Source organism: Mesorhizobium sp. WSM1386 (assembly GCF_055901595.1).
Window position 1 is genome coordinate 23,096 of record NZ_CM148373.1, and the last position, 17,880, is coordinate 40,975.

A 17,880-nucleotide genomic window follows, 5' to 3' on the forward strand; every position below is an offset into this window, starting at 1 on the left:
TGCGATGCGGTTTCACCTCACGCACCAACGGCTTCGTCAGCCGGGGCTTCCTCGGCTGCAAGCTCGTCTTCGGTGATCCAGCCGGCCTTGAGACGGGCATTCAGCACCATCTGCTCGGCATCGGCACGCGAAACGCCATGATTGGCCAGAACGCCGGGATACACCTTGGTCTCGCCGTCCTTGCGTTCCTTCCAACCGGTCAGGTCGTCGGCGGCATAGCCGGCGAAATCCTCGATCGTCTTCACGCCGTCCTCGCCGAGCGTCACCATCATGGCGGTGGTGATGCCGGGAATTTCGCGCAGCTCGTCCGAGACGCCCAGCGCCTTGCGCTTGTCGTCATGCTCGGCTTCGATCTTCTCGAGATATTCGCGGGCGCGGGTCTGGATTTCCGACGCGGTGTCCTCATCGAAGCCGTCGATCGAGGCGATTTCGCCGGCATCGACATAGGCGACTTCCTCCACGCTGGTGAAGCCTTCCGAGGCCAACACCTGGCCGACCATCTCGTCGACGTCGAGGGCTTCCATGAACAGCGCCGAGCGCTCGACGAATTCCTTCTGGCGGCGTTCGGACTCCTCGGCCTCGGTCAGGATGTCGATATCCCAGCCGGTGAGCTGCGAGGCGAGACGCACGTTCTGGCCGCGGCGGCCGATGGCCAGCGACAGCTGATCGTCGGGAACCACCACTTCGATGCGCTCCGCGTCCTCGTCGAGCACGACCTTGGCGACTTCCGCCGGCTGCAGCGCATTGACGATGAAGGAGGCGGCCGAGGGCGACCACGGAATGATGTCGATCTTCTCGCCCTGCAATTCGCCGACGACGGCCTGGACGCGGCTGCCGCGCATACCGACGCAGGCGCCGACCGGATCGATCGAACTGTCACGCGAGATGACGGCGATCTTGGCGCGCGAGCCCGGGTCGCGGGCGACCGACTTGATCTCGATGATGCCGTCGTAGATTTCCGGCACCTCCATGGTGAAGAGCTTGGCCATGAACTGCGGATGGGTGCGCGACAGGAAGATCTGCGGGCCGCGCTGCTCGCGGCGCACGTCGTAGACATAGGCGCGGACGCGGTCGCCATATTTGTAGTTTTCGCGCGGGATCAGCTCGTCGCGGCGGATGATCGCCTCGCCACGGCCGAGATCGACGATGACGTTGCCATACTCGACGCGCTTGACGGTGCCGTTGACGATCTCGCCGATGCGGTCCTTGTACTCGTCATACTGGCGGTCGCGCTCGGCCTCGCGCACCTTCTGCACGATGACCTGCTTGGCCGACTGGGCGGCGATGCGGCCGAAATCCATCGGCGGCAGCTGTTCGGCGATGAAGTCGCCAAGCTGGGCGTCGGGATTGCGCTCGCGCGCCGAGGAAATGGCGATCTGCGTGGCGTAGTCATCGACTTTCTCGACCACTTCCATCAGCCGCTGCAGCTTCATCTCACCGGTGTTGGGATTGATGTCGGCGCGGATGTTGGTCTCCTGGCCGTAACGCGAGCGCGCCGCCTTCTGGATCGCATCGGCCATGGCGGCGATGACGATCGACTTGTCGATCGACTTTTCACGCGCGACCGCGTCGGCAATCTGCAGCAGTTCGAGTCTGTTGGCGCTTACAACCATGTTTTTTCTCCCGAGCTGTTCGCCGGGCTTTTACGCCCGGCAGCTCAATCAACTTTCCTGTTCGTGTTCTTCCGTGGCGTCCGCTTCCGCACCCTCGGGCACGTCGTCCGGCTCGCCGCGGCGTTTCTTGGCTTCCTTGCGCGCCCTGTTGTCCTTCGACAACGCATCGCGAATGAGGTCGTCGGTCAGGATCAACCGGGTCTCGGAAATCGCGTCGTAGGGCACGCGCACCGTCGGCTCCTCGCCATAGGCCGCCTTGTCGCGCTCGATGAGCACATCGTTCTCACCAGCCTCGGCGATCTTGCCCTTGAAACGCTTGCGATCGGCGACGATGACCGATGTTTCCATCTTCACCAGATGGCCGGTCCAGGTCACGAAATCCGATTTGCGCACCAGCGGCCGATCGATGCCGGGCGAAGAGACTTCGAGATGATACGCCTTCTCGATCGGATCGTCGACGTCGAGCGCCGGCGACACCGCGCGGCTGACCTCTTCGCAATCCTCGACGGTCATGGTGCCGTCCTCGCGCTCGGCCATGATCTGCAGCGTCAAGCCGTTCTGGCCGGACAGATGCACGCGCACGAGGCGAAAGCCGATGCCGCGCAGCACCGGCTGGATGATCAGCGCGATGCGCGCATCGATACCGCTCTCGCGGATGATGCGGTCGTCACCTTCGCTTGTCATTGAAGTCATCAATTGCCTGTCGTTCGTTTCGCAATGTTCTCTGGTTGCGCATCGGAACCATCCGAAAACCGCTTCGCACTTTTCGGTCCGATGCACCCGGCAGGTAATAAAAAAGAGCGGGACCGGGTGGACCCACTCTTCGTCATACCGACCAAGAATTTGAGGCTGATATAAACGAACACCGCCTGTGTTTCAAGCCCGCCGTGACAGCTCGCCGTGCAAGGCAGGCAAAAGCCCTGACGGCATCAGCATTGCTCCAGGCGCATGGCGCCCATGCGGCAATCCCCCTGCGAAAGGCGGCAGGGTGTCCTTATTTGTTAGCCACGACACGAATGGAAGCGGCGCGCTGTGGCGCGCGAAAGGACAAGATCATGGGCAACCGCAGACTATTTTCCGCCTTGGGCAACCTCTTTACCACATTCGGCAGCGCGGTCGCCGCCTCGCGCGCCGTGGAAGCCGGCCGCAAGCCGCGTGCCGACGACCAGCGCAAGCTGGACATGGATCCGGCTATCTTCAACAGGATCGGCCGTTTCTGAAAATCCGGCGGAAGGCGCCGTGACGGCACCTATTTCCTGACAAAGGTCAGATAGGCCGGCCGCCGGCCCTCGCGAATGGCCTTCGCCTCGTAACGCGTACCCGGCCAGCCCTCGTAAGGGTTGTTCCAGTCGCCGGCATCCACCGCCTGCCATGCGAAGGCGCCATGCGCCCGGCAATGCAGCAACGTCCAATTCACATAAGTGTCGATGTCGGACGCGAAGCGGAACTTTGAGCCCGGCTTCAGGACGCGCGCGAAGCGGTCGAGATTGACCGCACTGACGAATCGCCGCTTCCAATGCTTCTTCTTCGGCCAGGGATCCGGGTAGAGAAGATCGATGCCGTCGAGCGAGGCCGGCGGCAGCCAATCGAGCAGCCGGGTGGCATCGTCATCGAAGACACGCAGATTGGCCAGCGGCCGCTGCCTAACCGCCATCATCATCTTGGCCATGCCATTGACGAAGGGCTCGACGCCGACAAATCCGGTTGTCGGCGCCTCGATGGCGCGGTGCAGAAGATGTTCGCCGCCGCCAAAGCCGATCTCAAGGCGAACGGCCGAGACATCGGCTTCAAACAAGGTACGCAGATCCGACGGCGCTTCAGCCGTCAGATCGAGCCGGTAGGTGCCGAGACCGCTTTCCAGCGCCGCCGCCTGCTGCGGGCGGACCGGCTTGCCGCGCCGACGGCCGAAGAAGGCTTCGGTCGCGCGGCTTGGCCTGTGTTCGGGGCTCATCTGGTGCCGCGGGATCTGTCGGGCGCTCAGACCGCGACAGCATCCTTGAGCGCCTTGGCCAGATCGGTCTTCTCCCAGGAGAAGGACCCGTCACGGCCAGCCTTGCGGCCGAAATGGCCATAAGACGACGTCTTGGCATAGATCGGCTTGTTGAGATCAAGATGACGGCGGATGCCGGATGGCGACAGGTCCATCACGGTGCGCAGCGCATCCTCGAGCTTTGCCTCGTCGACCTTGCCGGTGCCGTGCAGGTCGACATAGACCGACAAGGGCTGGGCGACGCCGATGGCGTAGGAAAGCTGGATGGTGCAGCGGTCGGCAAGCTTGGCCGCCACGACATTCTTGGCCAGATAGCGCGCCGCGTAGGCCGCCGAACGGTCGACTTTGGTGGTGTCCTTGCCGGAGAACGCGCCGCCGCCGTGCGGTGCCGCACCGCCATAGGTATCGACAATGATCTTGCGGCCGGTCAGCCCGGCATCGCCGTCCGGCCCGCCAATGACGAACTTGCCGGTCGGATTGATATACCACATGCAGTCGTCGGCGATCTTGAGGTCGCCAAGCGCCTCGCGGATGTAGGGTTCGACGACCTTGCGGACCTTCTTGGAATCCCAGCTTGAATCCAGATGCTGGGTCGACAGCACGATCTGCGTGGCCTCGGCGGCCTTGCCGTCGACGTAACGGACGGTGACCTGGCTCTTGGCGTCCGGCCCGAGTTTGCCGGCCTCGCCATTGTTCTGGTGACGGGCGGCGGCCAGAAGTTCGAGGATCTTGTGGCTGTAGTAGATCGGCGCCGGCATCAGGTCCGGCGTTTCGCGGCAGGCATAGCCGAACATGATGCCCTGGTCGCCGGCACCTTCTTCGCCCTGGCGATCGGCGGCGTTGTCGACGCCCTGGCCGATGTCAGGCGACTGGCCATGCAGCAGGACTTCGATCTTCGCCGTCTTCCAGTGGAAACCGGCCTGCTCGTAGCCGATCTCGCGGATAGCCTTGCGGGCGACGGATTTGAACTTCGCCGGATTCACGACAGGGTGGCCCGCCGCGTCCTTGAGGACGTTGCCGGCCTTGTCCTTCTTCAGCAGCGTCTCGGGAACGCGCACCTCGCCGGCGATGACGACGCGGTTGGTGGTCGCCAAGGTCTCGCAGGCGACGCGGACTTTCCATGGGTCCATGCCGGTCTTCTTGGCTTCACGGTAGACCAGATCGACAATCTCGTCGGAAATCCGGTCACAGACTTTGTCGGGATGGCCCTCGGCAACGGATTCCGAGGTAAAGAAGTAGTTCTGCCGCGTCACGGGTGTCCCCTCTTGAAAAACGATCGGCAGGCTGCCGATTTTGGCGCGCCACGTGTTAGCGGGGCAAAGCGCTGCTCGTCAAGCGTCGCCGCCGTCCTGGCATGAATGTCGGAGCCGATATTTTATGCCACCGGCGGCGCGGTGCCGCCGGTTCGAAGCGCATTACGGATCAGTCGAGATCGTCGGCGGCGAGCGACTTCACAAGGTCGATGATCCTGCGGCGCACCTTGACGTCGGCGATCTTGACAAAGGCACGGTTGAGCTGGAGTCCCTCTGGACTGCCGCAGAATTCGACGGCGAAAGCCATTGACGCATCCTCGGCAAAACCGCGGTTGGCCGAGGATTCCTGGCCTGGCGCATCCTCGAAAAAGAAGGCGACGGGCACGCCGAGTATGGAAGCAATCGCTTGCAGGCGGCTGGCGCCGACGCGGTTGGTGCCCTTTTCATACTTCTGGATTTGTTGAAATGTGATGCCGAGATTCTCGCCCAGCTTTTCCTGGCTCATTCCGAGCATATTGCGGCGAAGCCGGACGCGGCTTCCAACGTGGATGTCTATGGGATTCGGTTTCTTCTTGTTTTCTTCTGTCATTTTTTCCTCGCCGAATTTTTTCGGCTTTGTGATTTTTTTCTCGCCCAAACAAAGCCGGAGGCAACTGCCCCAACAGTATGATCCACCGGCTTCGAGAAATTTCAGGCGGTACAGTATGAGTTTCTAATGTGCCAACTGTCAATTCACCCGTAGCCTTTGCCTTACGTTCAACAATGCCCCGCCCAGCGCAAACAGCAACATGATCAGCATTCCGTTAATGCGTCGCTGACCCTCGGAAACGACTGTCTGTTCGGCAATAGGCACCTTCACATCGATGGCCCCGCGCGCGTCGATCGCCAGCGCATCGACGATGCGTCCACGTTGGTCGACAACGGCCGAGATGCCGTTGTTGGCGGCACGCAACAAGGGCAACCCGTTCTCCACAGCGCGAATCTGAGCCTGCCTGAAATGCTGATACGGCCCCGGCGTGTCGCCGAACCAGGCATCATTGGTAACGTTCACAATAAGCTGTGCTGACGTAGCGTCAACTGCCACCAGGTCGGGAAAGATCACCTCGTAACAGATAAATGGCAGGGCACGGAGGCCGCCCGGCAGCGTGATGGCGTGGCGCTCGTTGCCGGCCGTGAACGTCATCGGCCCGGCGACGAGCTGTTCGATGCCGAAACGGCTGAGCAGGTCGGCAAAAGGCAGGTACTCGCCGAACGGCACCAGATGGACCTTGTCGACGGCATCGGCGATTTCACCCTTGTCGTCGATCGCCACCACCGAATTGTAATAGCGGCTGTCGGCGCCGGCGGCCGAGCCACCTTCCTCGCGAACGACGCCGGCGATCAGCAGCTGGCCGTCGCCCAGCATGTCGCCCAGCGCCGTCAACGCGTCAGGGCGCTCGGTGAAAAGGAACGGCACCGATGTTTCCGGCCACAGGATCAGCTGCGGCTTGTCGTGACCGGGGTCCGGCGCCTTGGCGGACAGGCCCAGCAAGGTGGCGAAGATGCGATCGCGCACCGAGGCGTCCCACTTCTCCGACAGGTCCACGGCCGGCTGAACGATGCGGACATTCAAGCTGCGCTCCGCAGGCTTTTCGGGAGCGGCGAGCCTGACATAGCCGAAGCCGACATGGGCGGCGGCGAGGGCGACAAACAGCGCCGCGCCAAGGCGCAGGTGCCGGCGCGCCGCCAGCAGCGCCGGCAGCGCGAAGAGGAACACGGCGAGCGTGTTCATGCCGATCATGCCGGTCACCGAGACGCTCTGCATCAGAAGGGGCACGGGCATCGCCGCGTAACCGATCGCATTCCAGGGAAAACCTGTGAACAGGAAGCCGCGCAACCACTCGGCCAGCGCGAAGCCGAAGGCAAGTGCTGCGATGCGGCCGATGTCGCTGCTCCACAAGAGCCGGGCGACCACCGTTGCAAAGCCATAGAAAAAGGCGAGCGCGAAGGGGATGCCGACCACCGCGAAGGGGAGCGCCCAGGCAAAGCTGTCGGCCTCGACCAGCAGCGCCGAACCGATCCACCAGAGACCGGCGAGGAAATAGCCGAAGCCGAACCACCAGCCGACGGCAAAAGCCGGCCGCAGGCGCCGGAACAGGCTGCCGGAGGCTTCGCCGGTCGCGCCGTCGAGCAACCAGACCAGCACCGGGAACGAGATGAAGCAAGCGGCGAAGAAATCGTATGGCGCCTGGCCAAGCACCGCCAGGGCGCCTGCGAGAAAGGCCACGAGCGCCCGGCGCCAACCCCAAAGCAGAATTATCCGGCCGGCAAGGCGCACCATGCATACTTCCGAGTCGTGCGAATCAGGAAGAAAGATTTAACAGGCCGCGGTCCGCGCTCCAAACGCAGGCCGGTCGGCCACGGTTTCCCACCAAGGCGACTACCGGTGCCAGCCTTCTATCCGCACGCCACCAAGCCGTTCGGCCTCCTCGCGGGACACGATGCGGATCGTCTGCGAGAAAGTCCAGACGTGGCCTTCGGGATCGCGTGGCATGCGGATCCCTGTGGAAGACACCGGAACCCAGGCTCGCATGCTTGAACGGGTCGTCGATCGTCACCGAGCGCGCGAAACGCTCACGCCTGCTCGGTGCGGGCGGTGGCGCGCCGGCGTCGCTCGCCCTTCTGGCTCTGCACGATGCGCACGCGCTTGACGCGGCGCGGATCGGCATCGAGCACATGGAACTCGAAACCGGGGATGGCCTGCACCACCTCGCCGCGCGCCGGCACGCGGCCGAGCGTGTTGAAGATCATGCCGCCGATGGTGTCGACATACTCGCCATGTTCGCCGGCAGCGAAACCCTCACCGATCATCTTGGCGACTTCGTCGATCTCGGCCTTGCCGTCGACGACGAACACGCCGTCACCGGCCTGGGTGATCATCGGCTCGTCGTCGTCATGCTCGTCCTCGATGTCGCCGACGACCATTTCGACGATGTCCTCGAGCGAGACCAGGCCATCCGTGCCGCCATATTCGTCAATGACCAGCGCCATTTGCGTGCGCGTCGTCTGCATGCGGCCCATCAGGTCGGAGGCAAGCATCGATGGCGGCACAAACAGAACCTGGCGGATCAGGTTGAGCTCGCCGATGGTGCGCGAAAGGTCGACCTGGGCAAGATCGAGCTGCGTGGCGATGGGCGTCTTCCTGGTCGTGCGGCCCTTCTTGACGCGCGCGAGCTTGGTGATGTGGGCCAGCACGTCGCGGATATGCACCATGCCGCGCGGGTCGTCGAGCGTCTCGAAATAGACCGGCATGCGGGAATGGCCGGATTGTTCGAACGTGCCCAGGAGGTCGCCGAGCGTCGTCGTGATCTCGACCCCCTGGATGTCGGTGCGCGGCACCATGACGTCCTCTACCCGCACCTCGCGCAGGCGCAAGATGTTGTTGAGCATGGCGCGTTCGCCAGGCGAAAAGGCGCCGGCATCACTCGCCGTCTCGGCCAGCGCGCCGGCGATTTCCTCGCGCAGGCTGGTGCCGTTGCGTTGCCGGAACAGACCCAGCACGCGTTCGAACAGAGAGGGGCCGGCAGGCGAAGTTTCGCTGGCAACGCTGCCGGTAACTGTACTCGGACTTGATCCCTCTTCCGACGTATCGGAAGCCTTGGGTGCACTGCCGGCGTCGGGGCGGGCGGCAGTCTCTGGTTTGTCGTTCATCTTCGTCCGGTCAATTGGTCTTTTGTAGTTACGCGTAGGGATCGGGAATGGCAAGCCTTGCAAGCGCTGCGCGTTCGACGGCTTCCATCGCCTCGGCCTCGGTGTCGGTCTCGTGGTCGTAGCCCATGAGGTGCAGCAGGCCGTGGATCACGAGATGGGTGATATGGTTCTCCAAGGGCTTGTCTTCCAGTGCCGCCTCGCGCGCCACGGTTTCGGCGGCGAGCACGATGTCGCCCAGCATCGGCGGCAATGGACCATCCTTCACATGCGGAAAAGCCGGGAAAGACAAGACGTTGGTGGGCTTGTCCTTGCCGCGCCAGTCCGCATTCAAGGTGCGGATATGAGCGTCGTCGGAAAAAACGATGCTGAGTTCGGAATGTCCCGCCGCACCAGTTTCGGCGAAAGCAGCCGCGACAGCGCGATCGACCAATCGCTCCAGGCTTGCCTCAGCGGGCCAGTCGCCCGCTTCAATCGATATATCGATCTCGACGGGAAGGCTCCCGTCGACGGATGTGCTGTCCTCAGGCATGAGGCCACATCGTCAGATCAATTCTCGGCACCGAGGCCGCGCGCCAGCTTGGCGTCGCGGTCATAGGCCCTGACGATTTCCGCCACCAGCGGATGGCGAACGACGTCGATATCGTTGAAGCGCACGGTTACCGCGCCGGCCACACCGTCGAGCACACGCAAGGCCTCGACCAAGCCCGATTTGGTGCTCGGTGGCAGGTCGATCTGGGTGGGATCGCCGGTGACGATCATGCGCGAGTTCTCGCCGAGACGGGTGAGAAACATCTTCATCTGCATCGGCGTGGTGTTCTGCGCCTCGTCGAGGATGACCGCGGCATGCGCCAGCGTGCGGCCGCGCATGAAGGCGAGCGGCGCGATTTCGATGACTTCGGCGGCAATCGCACGCTCGACCTTGTCGGCCGGCATCATGTCGTAGAGCGCGTCATAGAGCGGCCGCAGATAGGGATCGACCTTCTCCTTCATGTCGCCCGGCAGGAAGCCCAGCCGTTCGCCCGCCTCGACGGCCGGCCGCGACAGGATGATGCGTTCGACCATGCCGCGTTCGAGCAGCATCGCTGCGTGCGCCACCGCCAGATAGGTCTTGCCGGTGCCGGCCGGACCGATGCCGAACACCAGTTCCGACCGCTCCAGCGCCCGCATATAGGCGTCCTGGTTGAGCGAGCGGGCATAGATCGTCTTCTTGCGGGTGGCGATCTGGGCGGCGGAAACCTTGCCCTTGCGCTCCAGCGTCGGCAGCGTCAGCTGATCGTCGGCGGCGACCGCCATGCGCACGGCGCCGTCGACGTCGGACTGGCCGATATCGACGCCCTTCTGGAGGATCCCGTAGAGATTGTCCAAGGCGCGGCGTGCCTGTTCGGCGGCCGAAGCGGATCCCTTGATGGTCAACTGGTTGCCGCGCGAGCGTATGTCGACGCCGAGCTTTTGCTCGAGCCGGGCGAGGTTTTCATCGAACTGGCCGTAAAGGGCGCTGGCAAGCTTGTTGTTGTCGAAAGTCAGAACGATGTGCGCCATATCAGAAGCCCCAGATGCCGGTACCGGGGGCAGGTTCTTCAGCTCTGCTGCGCTCAACCGTCTCTCCTCATCTGCCGAGACCCTCAGGCCAATTCGGCGAACAGGCTGTTGTAGCCCGTCTTCGTGATTCGCACCTGGATAATGTCACCGATTTCGCCGGCCTTTTCATCAACAATAACCGGCTGCAGCCAAGGCGAGCGGCCAACCTTCTGGCCGGCCTGCCGGCCAGGCTTCTCGATCAGCGTGTCGATGGTGCTGCCGACCAGGCTCAGACCGAAATCCTGCTGCTGTTTCAAGAGCAGTGCCTGCAGACGCTGCAGGCGCTCGTCCTTGACCGTTTCCGGCACGTGATCGGCCATCTCGGCGCCCGGCGTGCCCGGACGCGGCGAATATTTGAACGAAAAGGCCGAGGCGTAGTTCACCTGGCGTACCAGTTCCATGGTCGCCTCGAAATCGGTTTCCGTCTCGCCAGGGAAGCCGACGATGAAATCGCCTGATAGCGCGATGTCGGGCCGGGCAGCGCGGATGCGGTCGAGCAGCGCCAGATAATCCCTGGCCGTGTGCCTGCGGTTCATCGCCTTGAGGATGCGGTCCGATCCGGACTGCACGGGTAGATGCAAATAGGGCATCAGCGACGGCAGGTCGCGGTGGGCAGCGATCAGTTCGTCGTCCATGTCGCGGGGATGGCTGGTGGTGTAACGCAGCCGCGCCAGCCCCGGAATTTCGGCCAGCCGGAACAGGAGCCGGCCAAGGCCCCATTCCTCGCCATTCTCACCCTGGCCGTGCCAGGCATTGACGTTCTGGCCAAGCAGCGTCACTTCGCGCACCCCGGCCTCGGCCAGGCGCTCGGCCTCGGCGACGATCTGCGCCACCGGCCGCGAAACTTCGGAGCCTCTGGTGTAGGGCACGACGCAGAAGGTGCAGAACTTGTCACAGCCTTCCTGCACGGTGAGGAAGGCGGTCACGCCGCGCTTGATGACCTCGGCGCGCTTCGGCTGCGGCAGATGCTCGAACTTGTCCTCGATGGCATAGTCGGTGTCGACGATCTTCTCGCCACCGCGCACTCTCGCCAACACGTCTGGCAGGCGATGATAGGTCTGCGGCCCGATGACCAGATCGACGGCGGGCGAACGGCGGATGATCTCGGCGCCTTCGGCCTGCGCCACGCAGCCGGCAACGCCGATCAACATCTCGCGGCCGACGCTGGCGCGCTCCGCCTTCATGTCGCGGATGCGGCCGAGTTCGGAATAGACCTTTTCGGCGGCTTTTTCCCTGATATGGCAGGTGTTGAGCAGCACCAGATCGGCCTCGCCGATGGCATCGGTCGCGGTATAGCCGTCGGCGGCCAGCGCATCGGTCATGCGCTGTGAATCATAGACGTTCATCTGGCAGCCATAGGTCTTGATGAAGACCTTTTTCGCTGCCACGGCGTGCACCGCCGGCTGTCCAGCCAGCGTGCCGATGTCGTCGTTTTCAATCGTGTTCAAGTCCATCTGGCGGCTTCTAACGCCTTTCCGTGACAAAAAACAGACGATTCTCGCCATGCGCCCGCAGGCGCGGGGCCGGAATTAGCGGCTCGGGCGCGGATCGGCGAGTGCCGCGATCATCATATCGCGCACCTGGCTTTCCATCAGCTTCGCCGTTTCCTTGCGGTTCGAACCCTTGGAAAACGCGATCGGCTCGCCGAAATGCACTTCGACATCGAGTGCGCCTTCCGCCATCAGCACCTTGAGATGCGGCATCAAATCCTCATCACCGATCCAGGCCGAGATCGGCCGGTGGCGGCGGCCGAGCGGCACGCCGTGCAGGCGGGTATAGGCAATCGCCACCGGCTGGATGAAGACCTGCTCGGCCGAGCCCTCCGAAATCGCCATCGAGGCGGCGCCGAACAGGGTGCTCTTGAAAGGCAGGATGGCATTGCCGTCACCGGTCGAGCCCTCAGCGAACAGCACCATGGCGTCGCCCTTGGCCATGCGATTGGCGATCTCGCTCGCCTGGTCGCCCGAGGAGCGCTTGCGCTCGCGCTCGATGAAGACGGTGCGCTGCAGCTTCGACAGCATGCCGATCAGCGGCCAGCCCTCCATATCGGCCCTGGCGATGAATTTTACATCGGCAAAAGAGCCCAGAACCATGATGTCGGTCCAGGAAATGTGGTTCGAGGCAACCAGCAAGGGCCGTTTGTCGGCCAGCGTCCCGTTGACATGGACGCGTAGGCCGAGCGCCCTGAGGATCAGCCGATGCCATATCTTGAGGATGAATGTTTCCGGCCACCAGCCGGTCTTCATCGACAGGATCTGCAACGGCACGAGGATCAGCGAACCGGCGACGACGAGGCCCAGGGCCAGGAAAATCCTGATTTTCTTGATCATCGCCCTACCCCGATCTCTGGCTAGCGGAGATCGCGGCGCATGACAAGCGCGCCGGTCGGTCCGCGATCGGGCGACTTGTAGTAGTCCGGCCGCTTGCCGACCTCGCGGAAGCCCAGCCGCCGGTAGAGGGCGATCGCGGCGACATTGGTCTCGTCGACCTCGAGGAACAGCGCTTCGGCGCGCTGGGCGTGCAGCTCACGCAGCACCGCATCCATCAACTGCCAGCCAAGCCCCTGGCGACGATGCGATCGCCCCACCGCAACTGTCAGGATCTCGCCCTCGCCGGCGGCCAACCGGGCCAGCACGAAGCCGACCGGCGGCTTGGCGCCCTGCCCGGTTTCGCGTGCGGCGTAACCGAACACGGTGTCCTGTTCGAGCAAGGCGGCGAACTCGCCATCGGTCCACGGGCGGACGAAGTCCTCGCGATGCAGCAGCGAGACGGCCGGGCTGTCGGTGATCCTGAGCGGCTCGAGCGCATAGTCCCGGCGGCGCGGCTGGAGGAAGGGAATGCGCATTAATTTTGTTGCCTTGATAAAATGAACCCGGCCTGCGGCTTGGCGTCGGCACCGCGCAGATAAAGCGGTTTCGGCCTTTCGCCCTGCCCCTTTGCGGCGGCCAGCCGGGCATAGGTGAGAATGTCGGCGGTGGCCGTCCGAGGCCCGATATCGAAACCACGACCGGCCGATGCGGCGATCTGTGCTGCCGCGGTGCCGGCCAGCACCGCAGAGCTTTCGATCGCCATTCCAGTGGCCTCAGCCAGCGTGGCCACGGCCGGACCGTAAGTCAAAACTGACATTTGATCATAGAGAGCGGCATGGATCTCTTCACGCCCGGCATCGAGCGCCGCCAGCACGGCGCGGCCAGGAAATGCCGCTGCTGCTTCGCCCGCCAGCGCCTCGAGCGTCGTCACACCGATCGCGGGAATCTTGAGCGCCAGCGCCAGACCACGGGCGGTCGAGACGCCGACGCGCAGGCCGGTGAAGGAACCCGGACCGACGGAGACGGCAATGGCGCCAAGACCGGCATAGTCGGTCGCGCCCGCCTTCAGCGCCTCGGCGATGACCGCCATCAGATGCTCGGCATGGCCTTTGCCGAGATCGAGCACCGAGCGGCCAAGCTCCAGCCCAGCCGCCGCGTCGTAGACGCAGACGGCGCAGAGGCTGGCGGCACAGTCGATGGCAAGCACTTTCATGAAACAACCGGTTCCGAGAAACACTTCCCTGTGCCCGCCAAGGCGCGCCACCGCAAGCACAATTTGTTAAGCGGCTTCGCTTCGACCGGCGCGCTATGCCACCTGTTCGATGCGCAGCATGTGGTTGTCCCAGACATAGTCCGGCTCGGACCGCATCGCACCGCTGCCTTCGATGATCTCGCCCGCACCCGTGGTGGCCATGAAGCCAGTCCCATCCGGCGCCACGCCGCAGACCTCGACCAGCGCGCTGTTCGAGAGGACTTGGCCGCTGGAAGCATCGATCACGACCAACGAATTGCCTTCCGGCGACGATACGGCGACGGAACCGGATCCAGGGTTGGTGGCGACCGAGCCGATATAGTTGCGGAAGCCGGCCAGCACGTCCCCCGGCATGTCGAGCAACTGCAAGTCCTTGCCGCGCGCGGCGCGGCCGACCAGCAGCGGACGATCCGTGCCCAGCCCCCTGTACTGGCAACCGAACCAGACGGTGCCGGCCTGGTCGGTGTCCATGTGGCGGATCGACAGTTGGTGCAATGGCGCCGGCAGTTCGTGCTTTTCGATGAGATCGCCGGTGACGCGGTCGACCAGCACATAGGACGGCCTCATGGTGGCGATGTTGAGCTCGGCCCGGCCGTAATCCGGATGGGTCTCGATGCCGCCATTGGCAACCGCGATCGTCCGGCCGTCGTCCAGCAGCAGAAGCTCGTGCGGCCCCATCCCATAAGTCGGGAATTCGCCGACACGGCTGAATTTCGCGCGCGCATCGTAGACGCCGACGACCCCGGCGGCGTTGTCGAAGTCGTTCTCGGTGGCGTAGAGCAAGGCGCCGTCGGGCGAGAACACGCCATGGCCGAAGAAATGCCGGCCAGGGATGCTGGCGATGGTCAGCGGGGCGTCGCGCCCGGTGTGATCGAAGACGACAGCGAAGGTGCCGGGCTGGCGGGCGAAGACAACCGAACGCTTCGACATCGGGTCGAAGGTGACGTCATGGCCGCGATCAGGCAGGTCGATCGCGTGCAGAACCTTGCCGGCCTCGGACAGGACCGCGGCACCGAAACTGCCGTCACGCTTGACGAAGGCGGTGGCGAAGACAGCGTCCGCCGCAAGCGTCCTGGCCCACGCCGGCGGCGCCATCGCCGCGGCAAAGCCGATGCCCGCGGCCCTGAGGAAATCCCGGCGATCGATGAGTGAGGTTCTCATGAGATGGCCCGCCCCTGCACCGGCTCGTTCCAAGACATGGTGATTTTTGCGGATTGGAACGGACGCCCGGGGTCTACCGATTCTCGGAATGATACACCGCAGACATTGGACGTTGGCCGAAGCCCCCGGAACTTCGTCATCCACGGGCGGAGCAGGAGCGAAGCTCCGTCGCGGAGACCCGAGGATCCATGCCGTGACCTTGACCGTAGGGTGCAGCGGAGCAGAATTCTGAACCATTGCAACGCCTTGCGGTCGCGGCATGGATCCTGGGGTCTGCGCCGCGTCGCTACGCTCCTTGCTCCGCCCGTGGATGACGAAGTTCCGGGGGCTTCGGCCACCTTCCACATCACGCTCAGTCTCCATCCAGCGACGAGAAGCCGGCGGTCAGGCCGAATTCGGCGGTCAGCCTTGTGCCGATCAGGGTCGACAGGCTGGAGGTGATCAGTGCGAAATGCTCGAGTTTGCCGCGCAGTGCCGGATCGGCGAGTGCCTTGTCGATCGGGCCCTGGACCGACTTCGCGGTGGCGACGCCGTTGACGAGCTGGATGTGGATCGATTCCGCCATCCAGCGCGCATCTTCAGGCAATGCGTCGCCAAGCTTCGAGACCTGGAACAGCCGATTGATGCCGTCCAGGTTTCCGGCCAGCGAATTGCCGGTGTTTTGCGAGCGCCAGTAGATCGCCTGTTTCGGCTTGTCGGCCTCGGGCTTGCCACCCAGAAACCCCTTCAGGCGGACATCGCGAACCATTTCCAGCTCGTTGATGAAGACGCCGACCAGTTCGGTCACGGCTTCGTTGCCGTCGCGGTAAAGCGGGTTTTGCGGCCCTGGATTGGCCCAGAGAGCCGCAAAGCCGTCGGGCTTGTTCCAGGCGTCGTTGACGTCTTTGGCCATGGTCCCGATATTGCCGGCTACCGCCGCGCCGTAGGCGCAGCGGTAGGGATCGTCCTTGCTCGCCAACGCGTCTGCGCCGTCGCCGAAAAGCACGAATTCCAGCGCGCCCAACCCTTGCATGGCAACGCTCTTGCCGGCCAGTTGCGCCGGGTCGGTTGCGGTCGGGTCCTTGGCCGACAATGCCGCCTGCACCTGCTTCAGCCCGATGCTCTTGCGGTCCGGCCAGAACAGCATGCGCTCCAGCCGGTTGTTTTCCTTGATCGGCCCAATGCCGATGATCTCGGCCGACGACCAGGCATAGACCGTGGCCGAAAATTCGGTCCGCGCCGCGTCGAGTTCCCCTGGCGAAGGCGCTTCGCACAGCTCGTGCATCGCCTTCGCCAGGGTTTGCGTGCGCTCATGCAGGCCGGCATAGGCCGGGCGGACAAAGCCGTCGATCGCGCGCTGGATGACATCGGAGGCTTTCACCGCCGCCGATGCGGGCAAGGCGCCCAGCAGGGCCAGCGGAAGAACGAAAAACAGCGCGGAACGCTTCAGCATCAAAGTGACTCCAGGAATTTGAGCAGCGCACTGCGCTCAGCGGCGTTGGCGGCGGCAAAACGGTCGCGCGCCTTCTGGCCCTCGCCACCATGCCACAGGATCGCCTCGGTCAGGCTGCGCGCGCGTCCGTCATGCAGAAAAAAGGAATTGCTGTTGACGGTCTCGGTAAGGCCGATGCCCCATAGCGGCGGGGTGCGCCATTCGTTGCCCGTGGCCTCACCCACGGCCTGTCCGTCGGCAAGATCAGGCCCCATGTCGTGCAGCAGGAAGTCGGAATAGGGCCAGATCAGCTGGAAGGCCTGCGCCTTGTCAGGGGCATCACGGCGGGTGACGAATTTCGGCGTATGACAGGAAACGCAGCCGATGTCGTAGAAGACCTTCTTGCCGGCGAGCACATCGGGCGCGTCGCGGTCGCGGCGTGCGGGCACGGCCAGGTTCTGCGAATAGAAGGTGACGAGATCCATTACCGGTGGCGGCGCTTCGGCGGAACCAAGACGCTGCTGGACGCCGTTTGGCATGGCAAGGCATTTTGCCTGCGCCGCGGTGCAGTCACCCCAGTGTTTTGGTTCTTCCGGCGTCGAGATACCGATGTCGCCGGCAAAGGCATCGGCCGCCTGCTGGCGGATCGACGCGGTCTGCGCCTTCCAGCCGAAACGACCAAGCGTCAGGTCCCCGCCCTGGCCGTCGCGCACGATGTTCGGCCTGCCGAAAACGCCGTCGCCGTCGCGGTCTTGCGGATCGGCATGGGCCAGAATATCGGCCGGCGCGATCTGCTCGATCAGGCCTAGTCCGATCATCGGCGGCGTCAGGCGCGGCGACAATGTCGTACGCGGATCAAGCGGCCCATAGGCGAGATCGGTGACCGAATAGCTGGGCTTGCGCAGGGAAACCACGGTGCCATCCGTCAACTCTACCTTACGTTCCTGATAGTCGACATGCATCCGGCCTTCGCCGCGCAGGCCGGGCACCGCCAACTCCTGCAATTGCGAGCCATAGACCCGGTCGGGGAAGTTGAGCACCTGGTGGTCGGCAAGGGCGGCCTTCTCCTCCGCGCTGCTGGCGTCTCGGGCCAAGCGCAGGAACATCGAGGTGCTGCCAAGGTCGCCTTGCGGCGGACGGCCGCGGCCATCCTTCAGATGGCAATTCTGGCAAGCGCGTTCGTTGAACAGCGGGCCAAGCCCGTCCGAGGCCTGCGTCGAGGATGGCGACGACACCCAGTTCTTGCGGAACAGCGCATTGCCGAGCTTGAAGGTGCCTTCTTCCTCGAAAGTGATGTTGGCCGAGGATTGCGAGAAGGCGTCGCGGTTGACGTCCTTCTCAGAGGTTCCGGCGCCACCCTGCATCAACTCGAACCGTTCGGGCCTGGAGAAATCCGCGGTCGGCCTGGTGATGGCGGTGACACGCGCCTGATCCTTCGCATCGAGGTCGGTGCGCGTGGTGGCGAGGCCGGAGGGTTGAAGGTCGCCGGCCAGCGCCGACGAAGTCAGCGCCAGCACGAGAATGGCGCAGCGCCGACCCGTCGAGCCGGCTGGCGTCTTCCGAAGGTGCGGCGAGCTTTCGGCCCGCCGCAAGCGGCGCAAGAGTTCTAAGGGGCGCCGCATT

At 64.0% G+C, this 17,880-nt stretch carries 17 protein-coding genes and 1 pseudogene; 1 reads left to right on the forward strand and 17 read right to left on the reverse strand.

Translation table 11 applies throughout. The annotated features are described in order from the left end of the window. Nucleotides 1-17: 17 nt before the first annotated feature. Both nusA and rimP read right to left on the reverse strand, forming a co-directional pair. Nucleotides 18-1,613, reverse strand: a complete 1,596-nt coding sequence (nusA, locus tag AC0NIH_RS00115; protein WP_013891269.1) for a transcription termination factor NusA — start codon at nt 1,611-1,613, stop codon at nt 18-20. 48 nt (nt 1,614-1,661) lie between these two features. Next, nucleotides 1,662-2,306 (reverse strand): ribosome maturation factor RimP, encoded by a 645-nt coding sequence (gene rimP, locus AC0NIH_RS00120; protein WP_473463297.1) that lies wholly within the window; start codon nt 2,304-2,306, stop codon nt 1,662-1,664. 323 nt (nt 2,307-2,629) lie between these two features. On the opposite strand from rimP, the gene AC0NIH_RS00125 reads away from it, so the two are divergent. Continuing rightward, nucleotides 2,630-2,833, forward strand: a complete 204-nt coding sequence (locus tag AC0NIH_RS00125; protein ID WP_473463532.1) for a hypothetical protein — start codon at nt 2,630-2,632, stop codon at nt 2,831-2,833. A 29-nt stretch (nt 2,834-2,862) separates the two neighbouring features. On the opposite strand, the gene trmB is transcribed toward AC0NIH_RS00125, so the two are convergent. The 15 genes and pseudogenes from trmB to AC0NIH_RS00200 all read right to left on the reverse strand — a co-directional run bounded on the left by trmB (nt 2,863) and on the right by AC0NIH_RS00200 (nt 17,879). Continuing rightward, nucleotides 2,863-3,564 carry a tRNA (guanine(46)-N(7))-methyltransferase TrmB gene (gene trmB / locus AC0NIH_RS00130; protein WP_473463299.1) on the reverse strand — a complete coding sequence of 234 codons (702 nt, stop codon included), beginning with the start codon at nt 3,562-3,564 and terminating at the stop codon, nt 2,863-2,865. 26 nt (nt 3,565-3,590) lie between these two features. Continuing rightward, entirely contained in the window at nt 3,591-4,856 is a 1,266-nt protein-coding gene (gene metK, locus AC0NIH_RS00135) for a methionine adenosyltransferase (protein WP_473463302.1), read from the reverse strand. A 169-nt stretch (nt 4,857-5,025) separates the two neighbouring features. Further along, the gene (locus tag AC0NIH_RS00140) at nt 5,026-5,445 is read right to left on the reverse strand and encodes a helix-turn-helix domain-containing protein (protein WP_031250313.1); all 420 of its coding nucleotides are present in this window, start codon (nt 5,443-5,445) and stop codon (nt 5,026-5,028) included. A 138-nt stretch (nt 5,446-5,583) separates the two neighbouring features. Beyond that, a complete protein-coding gene (lnt, locus tag AC0NIH_RS00145; protein ID WP_473463304.1) occupies nt 5,584-7,176 on the reverse strand; it encodes an apolipoprotein N-acyltransferase in 1,593 nt (530 codons plus the stop codon). 99 nt (nt 7,177-7,275) lie between these two features. After that, a pseudogene (locus AC0NIH_RS00150) lies at nt 7,276-7,383 on the reverse strand (VOC family protein); the annotation flags it as partial. 86 nt (nt 7,384-7,469) lie between these two features. Then, nucleotides 7,470-8,546 (reverse strand): hemolysin family protein, encoded by a 1,077-nt coding sequence (locus tag AC0NIH_RS00155; RefSeq protein WP_287388492.1) that lies wholly within the window; start codon nt 8,544-8,546, stop codon nt 7,470-7,472. A 28-nt stretch (nt 8,547-8,574) separates the two neighbouring features. Continuing rightward, the gene (ybeY, locus tag AC0NIH_RS00160; RefSeq protein ID WP_473463307.1) at nt 8,575-9,075 is read right to left on the reverse strand and encodes an rRNA maturation RNase YbeY; all 501 of its coding nucleotides are present in this window, start codon (nt 9,073-9,075) and stop codon (nt 8,575-8,577) included. 17 nt (nt 9,076-9,092) lie between these two features. Continuing rightward, on the reverse strand, nt 9,093-10,085 hold the full coding sequence (locus AC0NIH_RS00165; RefSeq protein WP_023766987.1) for a PhoH family protein: 993 nt from the start codon (nt 10,083-10,085) through the stop codon (nt 9,093-9,095). 83 nt (nt 10,086-10,168) lie between these two features. Beyond that, nucleotides 10,169-11,470, reverse strand: a complete 1,302-nt coding sequence (gene miaB / locus AC0NIH_RS00170; protein WP_474025281.1) for a tRNA (N6-isopentenyl adenosine(37)-C2)-methylthiotransferase MiaB — start codon at nt 11,468-11,470, stop codon at nt 10,169-10,171. Between the two features lie 183 nt (nt 11,471-11,653). Next, nucleotides 11,654-12,454, reverse strand: a complete 801-nt coding sequence (olsA, locus tag AC0NIH_RS00175; protein ID WP_473463312.1) for a lyso-ornithine lipid O-acyltransferase — start codon at nt 12,452-12,454, stop codon at nt 11,654-11,656. Nucleotides 12,455-12,474: 20 nt separating this feature from the next. After that, nucleotides 12,475-12,969 (reverse strand): ribosomal protein S18-alanine N-acetyltransferase, encoded by a 495-nt coding sequence (rimI, locus tag AC0NIH_RS00180; protein WP_023766990.1) that lies wholly within the window; start codon nt 12,967-12,969, stop codon nt 12,475-12,477. Further along, on the reverse strand, nt 12,969-13,646 hold the full coding sequence (gene tsaB, locus AC0NIH_RS00185) for a tRNA (adenosine(37)-N6)-threonylcarbamoyltransferase complex dimerization subunit type 1 TsaB (RefSeq protein ID WP_023766991.1): 678 nt from the start codon (nt 13,644-13,646) through the stop codon (nt 12,969-12,971). The genes rimI and tsaB overlap by 1 nt, the downstream gene beginning before the upstream one ends. Before the next feature lie 93 nt (nt 13,647-13,739). Then, entirely contained in the window at nt 13,740-14,846 is a 1,107-nt protein-coding gene (locus AC0NIH_RS00190) for a DUF1513 domain-containing protein (RefSeq protein ID WP_473463314.1), read from the reverse strand. Nucleotides 14,847-15,198: 352 nt separating this feature from the next. Beyond that, nucleotides 15,199-16,278: an imelysin family protein gene (locus AC0NIH_RS00195; RefSeq protein ID WP_473463317.1), complete on the reverse strand. Its 1,080-nt coding sequence runs from the start codon at nt 16,276-16,278 to the stop codon at nt 15,199-15,201. After that, nucleotides 16,278-17,879 (reverse strand): di-heme oxidoreductase family protein, encoded by a 1,602-nt coding sequence (locus AC0NIH_RS00200; RefSeq protein WP_473463319.1) that lies wholly within the window; start codon nt 17,877-17,879, stop codon nt 16,278-16,280. The genes AC0NIH_RS00195 and AC0NIH_RS00200 overlap by 1 nt, the downstream gene beginning before the upstream one ends. Between the last annotated feature and the right edge of the window lies 1 nt (nt 17,880).

Bases quoted from the DNA above. Each gene is read 5' to 3' on its own strand.
- AC0NIH_RS00125 (WP_473463532.1), top strand. From the start codon at position 2,630: ATGGAAGCGGCGCGCTGTGGCGCGCGAAAGGACAAGATCATGGGCAAC.
- AC0NIH_RS00200 (WP_473463319.1), bottom strand. From the start codon at position 17,879: ATGCGGCGCCCCTTAGAACTCTTGCGCCGCTTGCGGCGGGCCGAAAGC.
- rimP (WP_473463297.1), bottom strand. From the start codon at position 2,306: ATGACTTCAATGACAAGCGAAGGTGACGACCGCATCATCCGCGAGAGC.
- rimI (WP_023766990.1), bottom strand. From the start codon at position 12,969: ATGCGCATTCCCTTCCTCCAGCCGCGCCGCCGGGACTATGCGCTCGAG.
- AC0NIH_RS00190 (WP_473463314.1), bottom strand. From the start codon at position 14,846: ATGAGAACCTCACTCATCGATCGCCGGGATTTCCTCAGGGCCGCGGGC.
- olsA (WP_473463312.1), bottom strand. From the start codon at position 12,454: ATGATCAAGAAAATCAGGATTTTCCTGGCCCTGGGCCTCGTCGTCGCC.
- nusA (WP_013891269.1), bottom strand. From the start codon at position 1,613: ATGGTTGTAAGCGCCAACAGACTCGAACTGCTGCAGATTGCCGACGCG.
- miaB (WP_474025281.1), bottom strand. From the start codon at position 11,470: ATGAACGTCTATGATTCACAGCGCATGACCGATGCGCTGGCCGCCGAC.
- AC0NIH_RS00165 (WP_023766987.1), bottom strand. From the start codon at position 10,085: ATGGCGCACATCGTTCTGACTTTCGACAACAACAAGCTTGCCAGCGCC.
- tsaB (WP_023766991.1), bottom strand. From the start codon at position 13,646: ATGAAAGTGCTTGCCATCGACTGTGCCGCCAGCCTCTGCGCCGTCTGC.
- AC0NIH_RS00140 (WP_031250313.1), bottom strand. From the start codon at position 5,445: ATGACAGAAGAAAACAAGAAGAAACCGAATCCCATAGACATCCACGTT.
- trmB (WP_473463299.1), bottom strand. From the start codon at position 3,564: ATGAGCCCCGAACACAGGCCAAGCCGCGCGACCGAAGCCTTCTTCGGC.
- lnt (WP_473463304.1), bottom strand. From the start codon at position 7,176: ATGGTGCGCCTTGCCGGCCGGATAATTCTGCTTTGGGGTTGGCGCCGG.
- AC0NIH_RS00155 (WP_287388492.1), bottom strand. From the start codon at position 8,546: ATGAACGACAAACCAGAGACTGCCGCCCGCCCCGACGCCGGCAGTGCA.
- AC0NIH_RS00195 (WP_473463317.1), bottom strand. From the start codon at position 16,278: ATGCTGAAGCGTTCCGCGCTGTTTTTCGTTCTTCCGCTGGCCCTGCTG.
- ybeY (WP_473463307.1), bottom strand. From the start codon at position 9,075: ATGCCTGAGGACAGCACATCCGTCGACGGGAGCCTTCCCGTCGAGATC.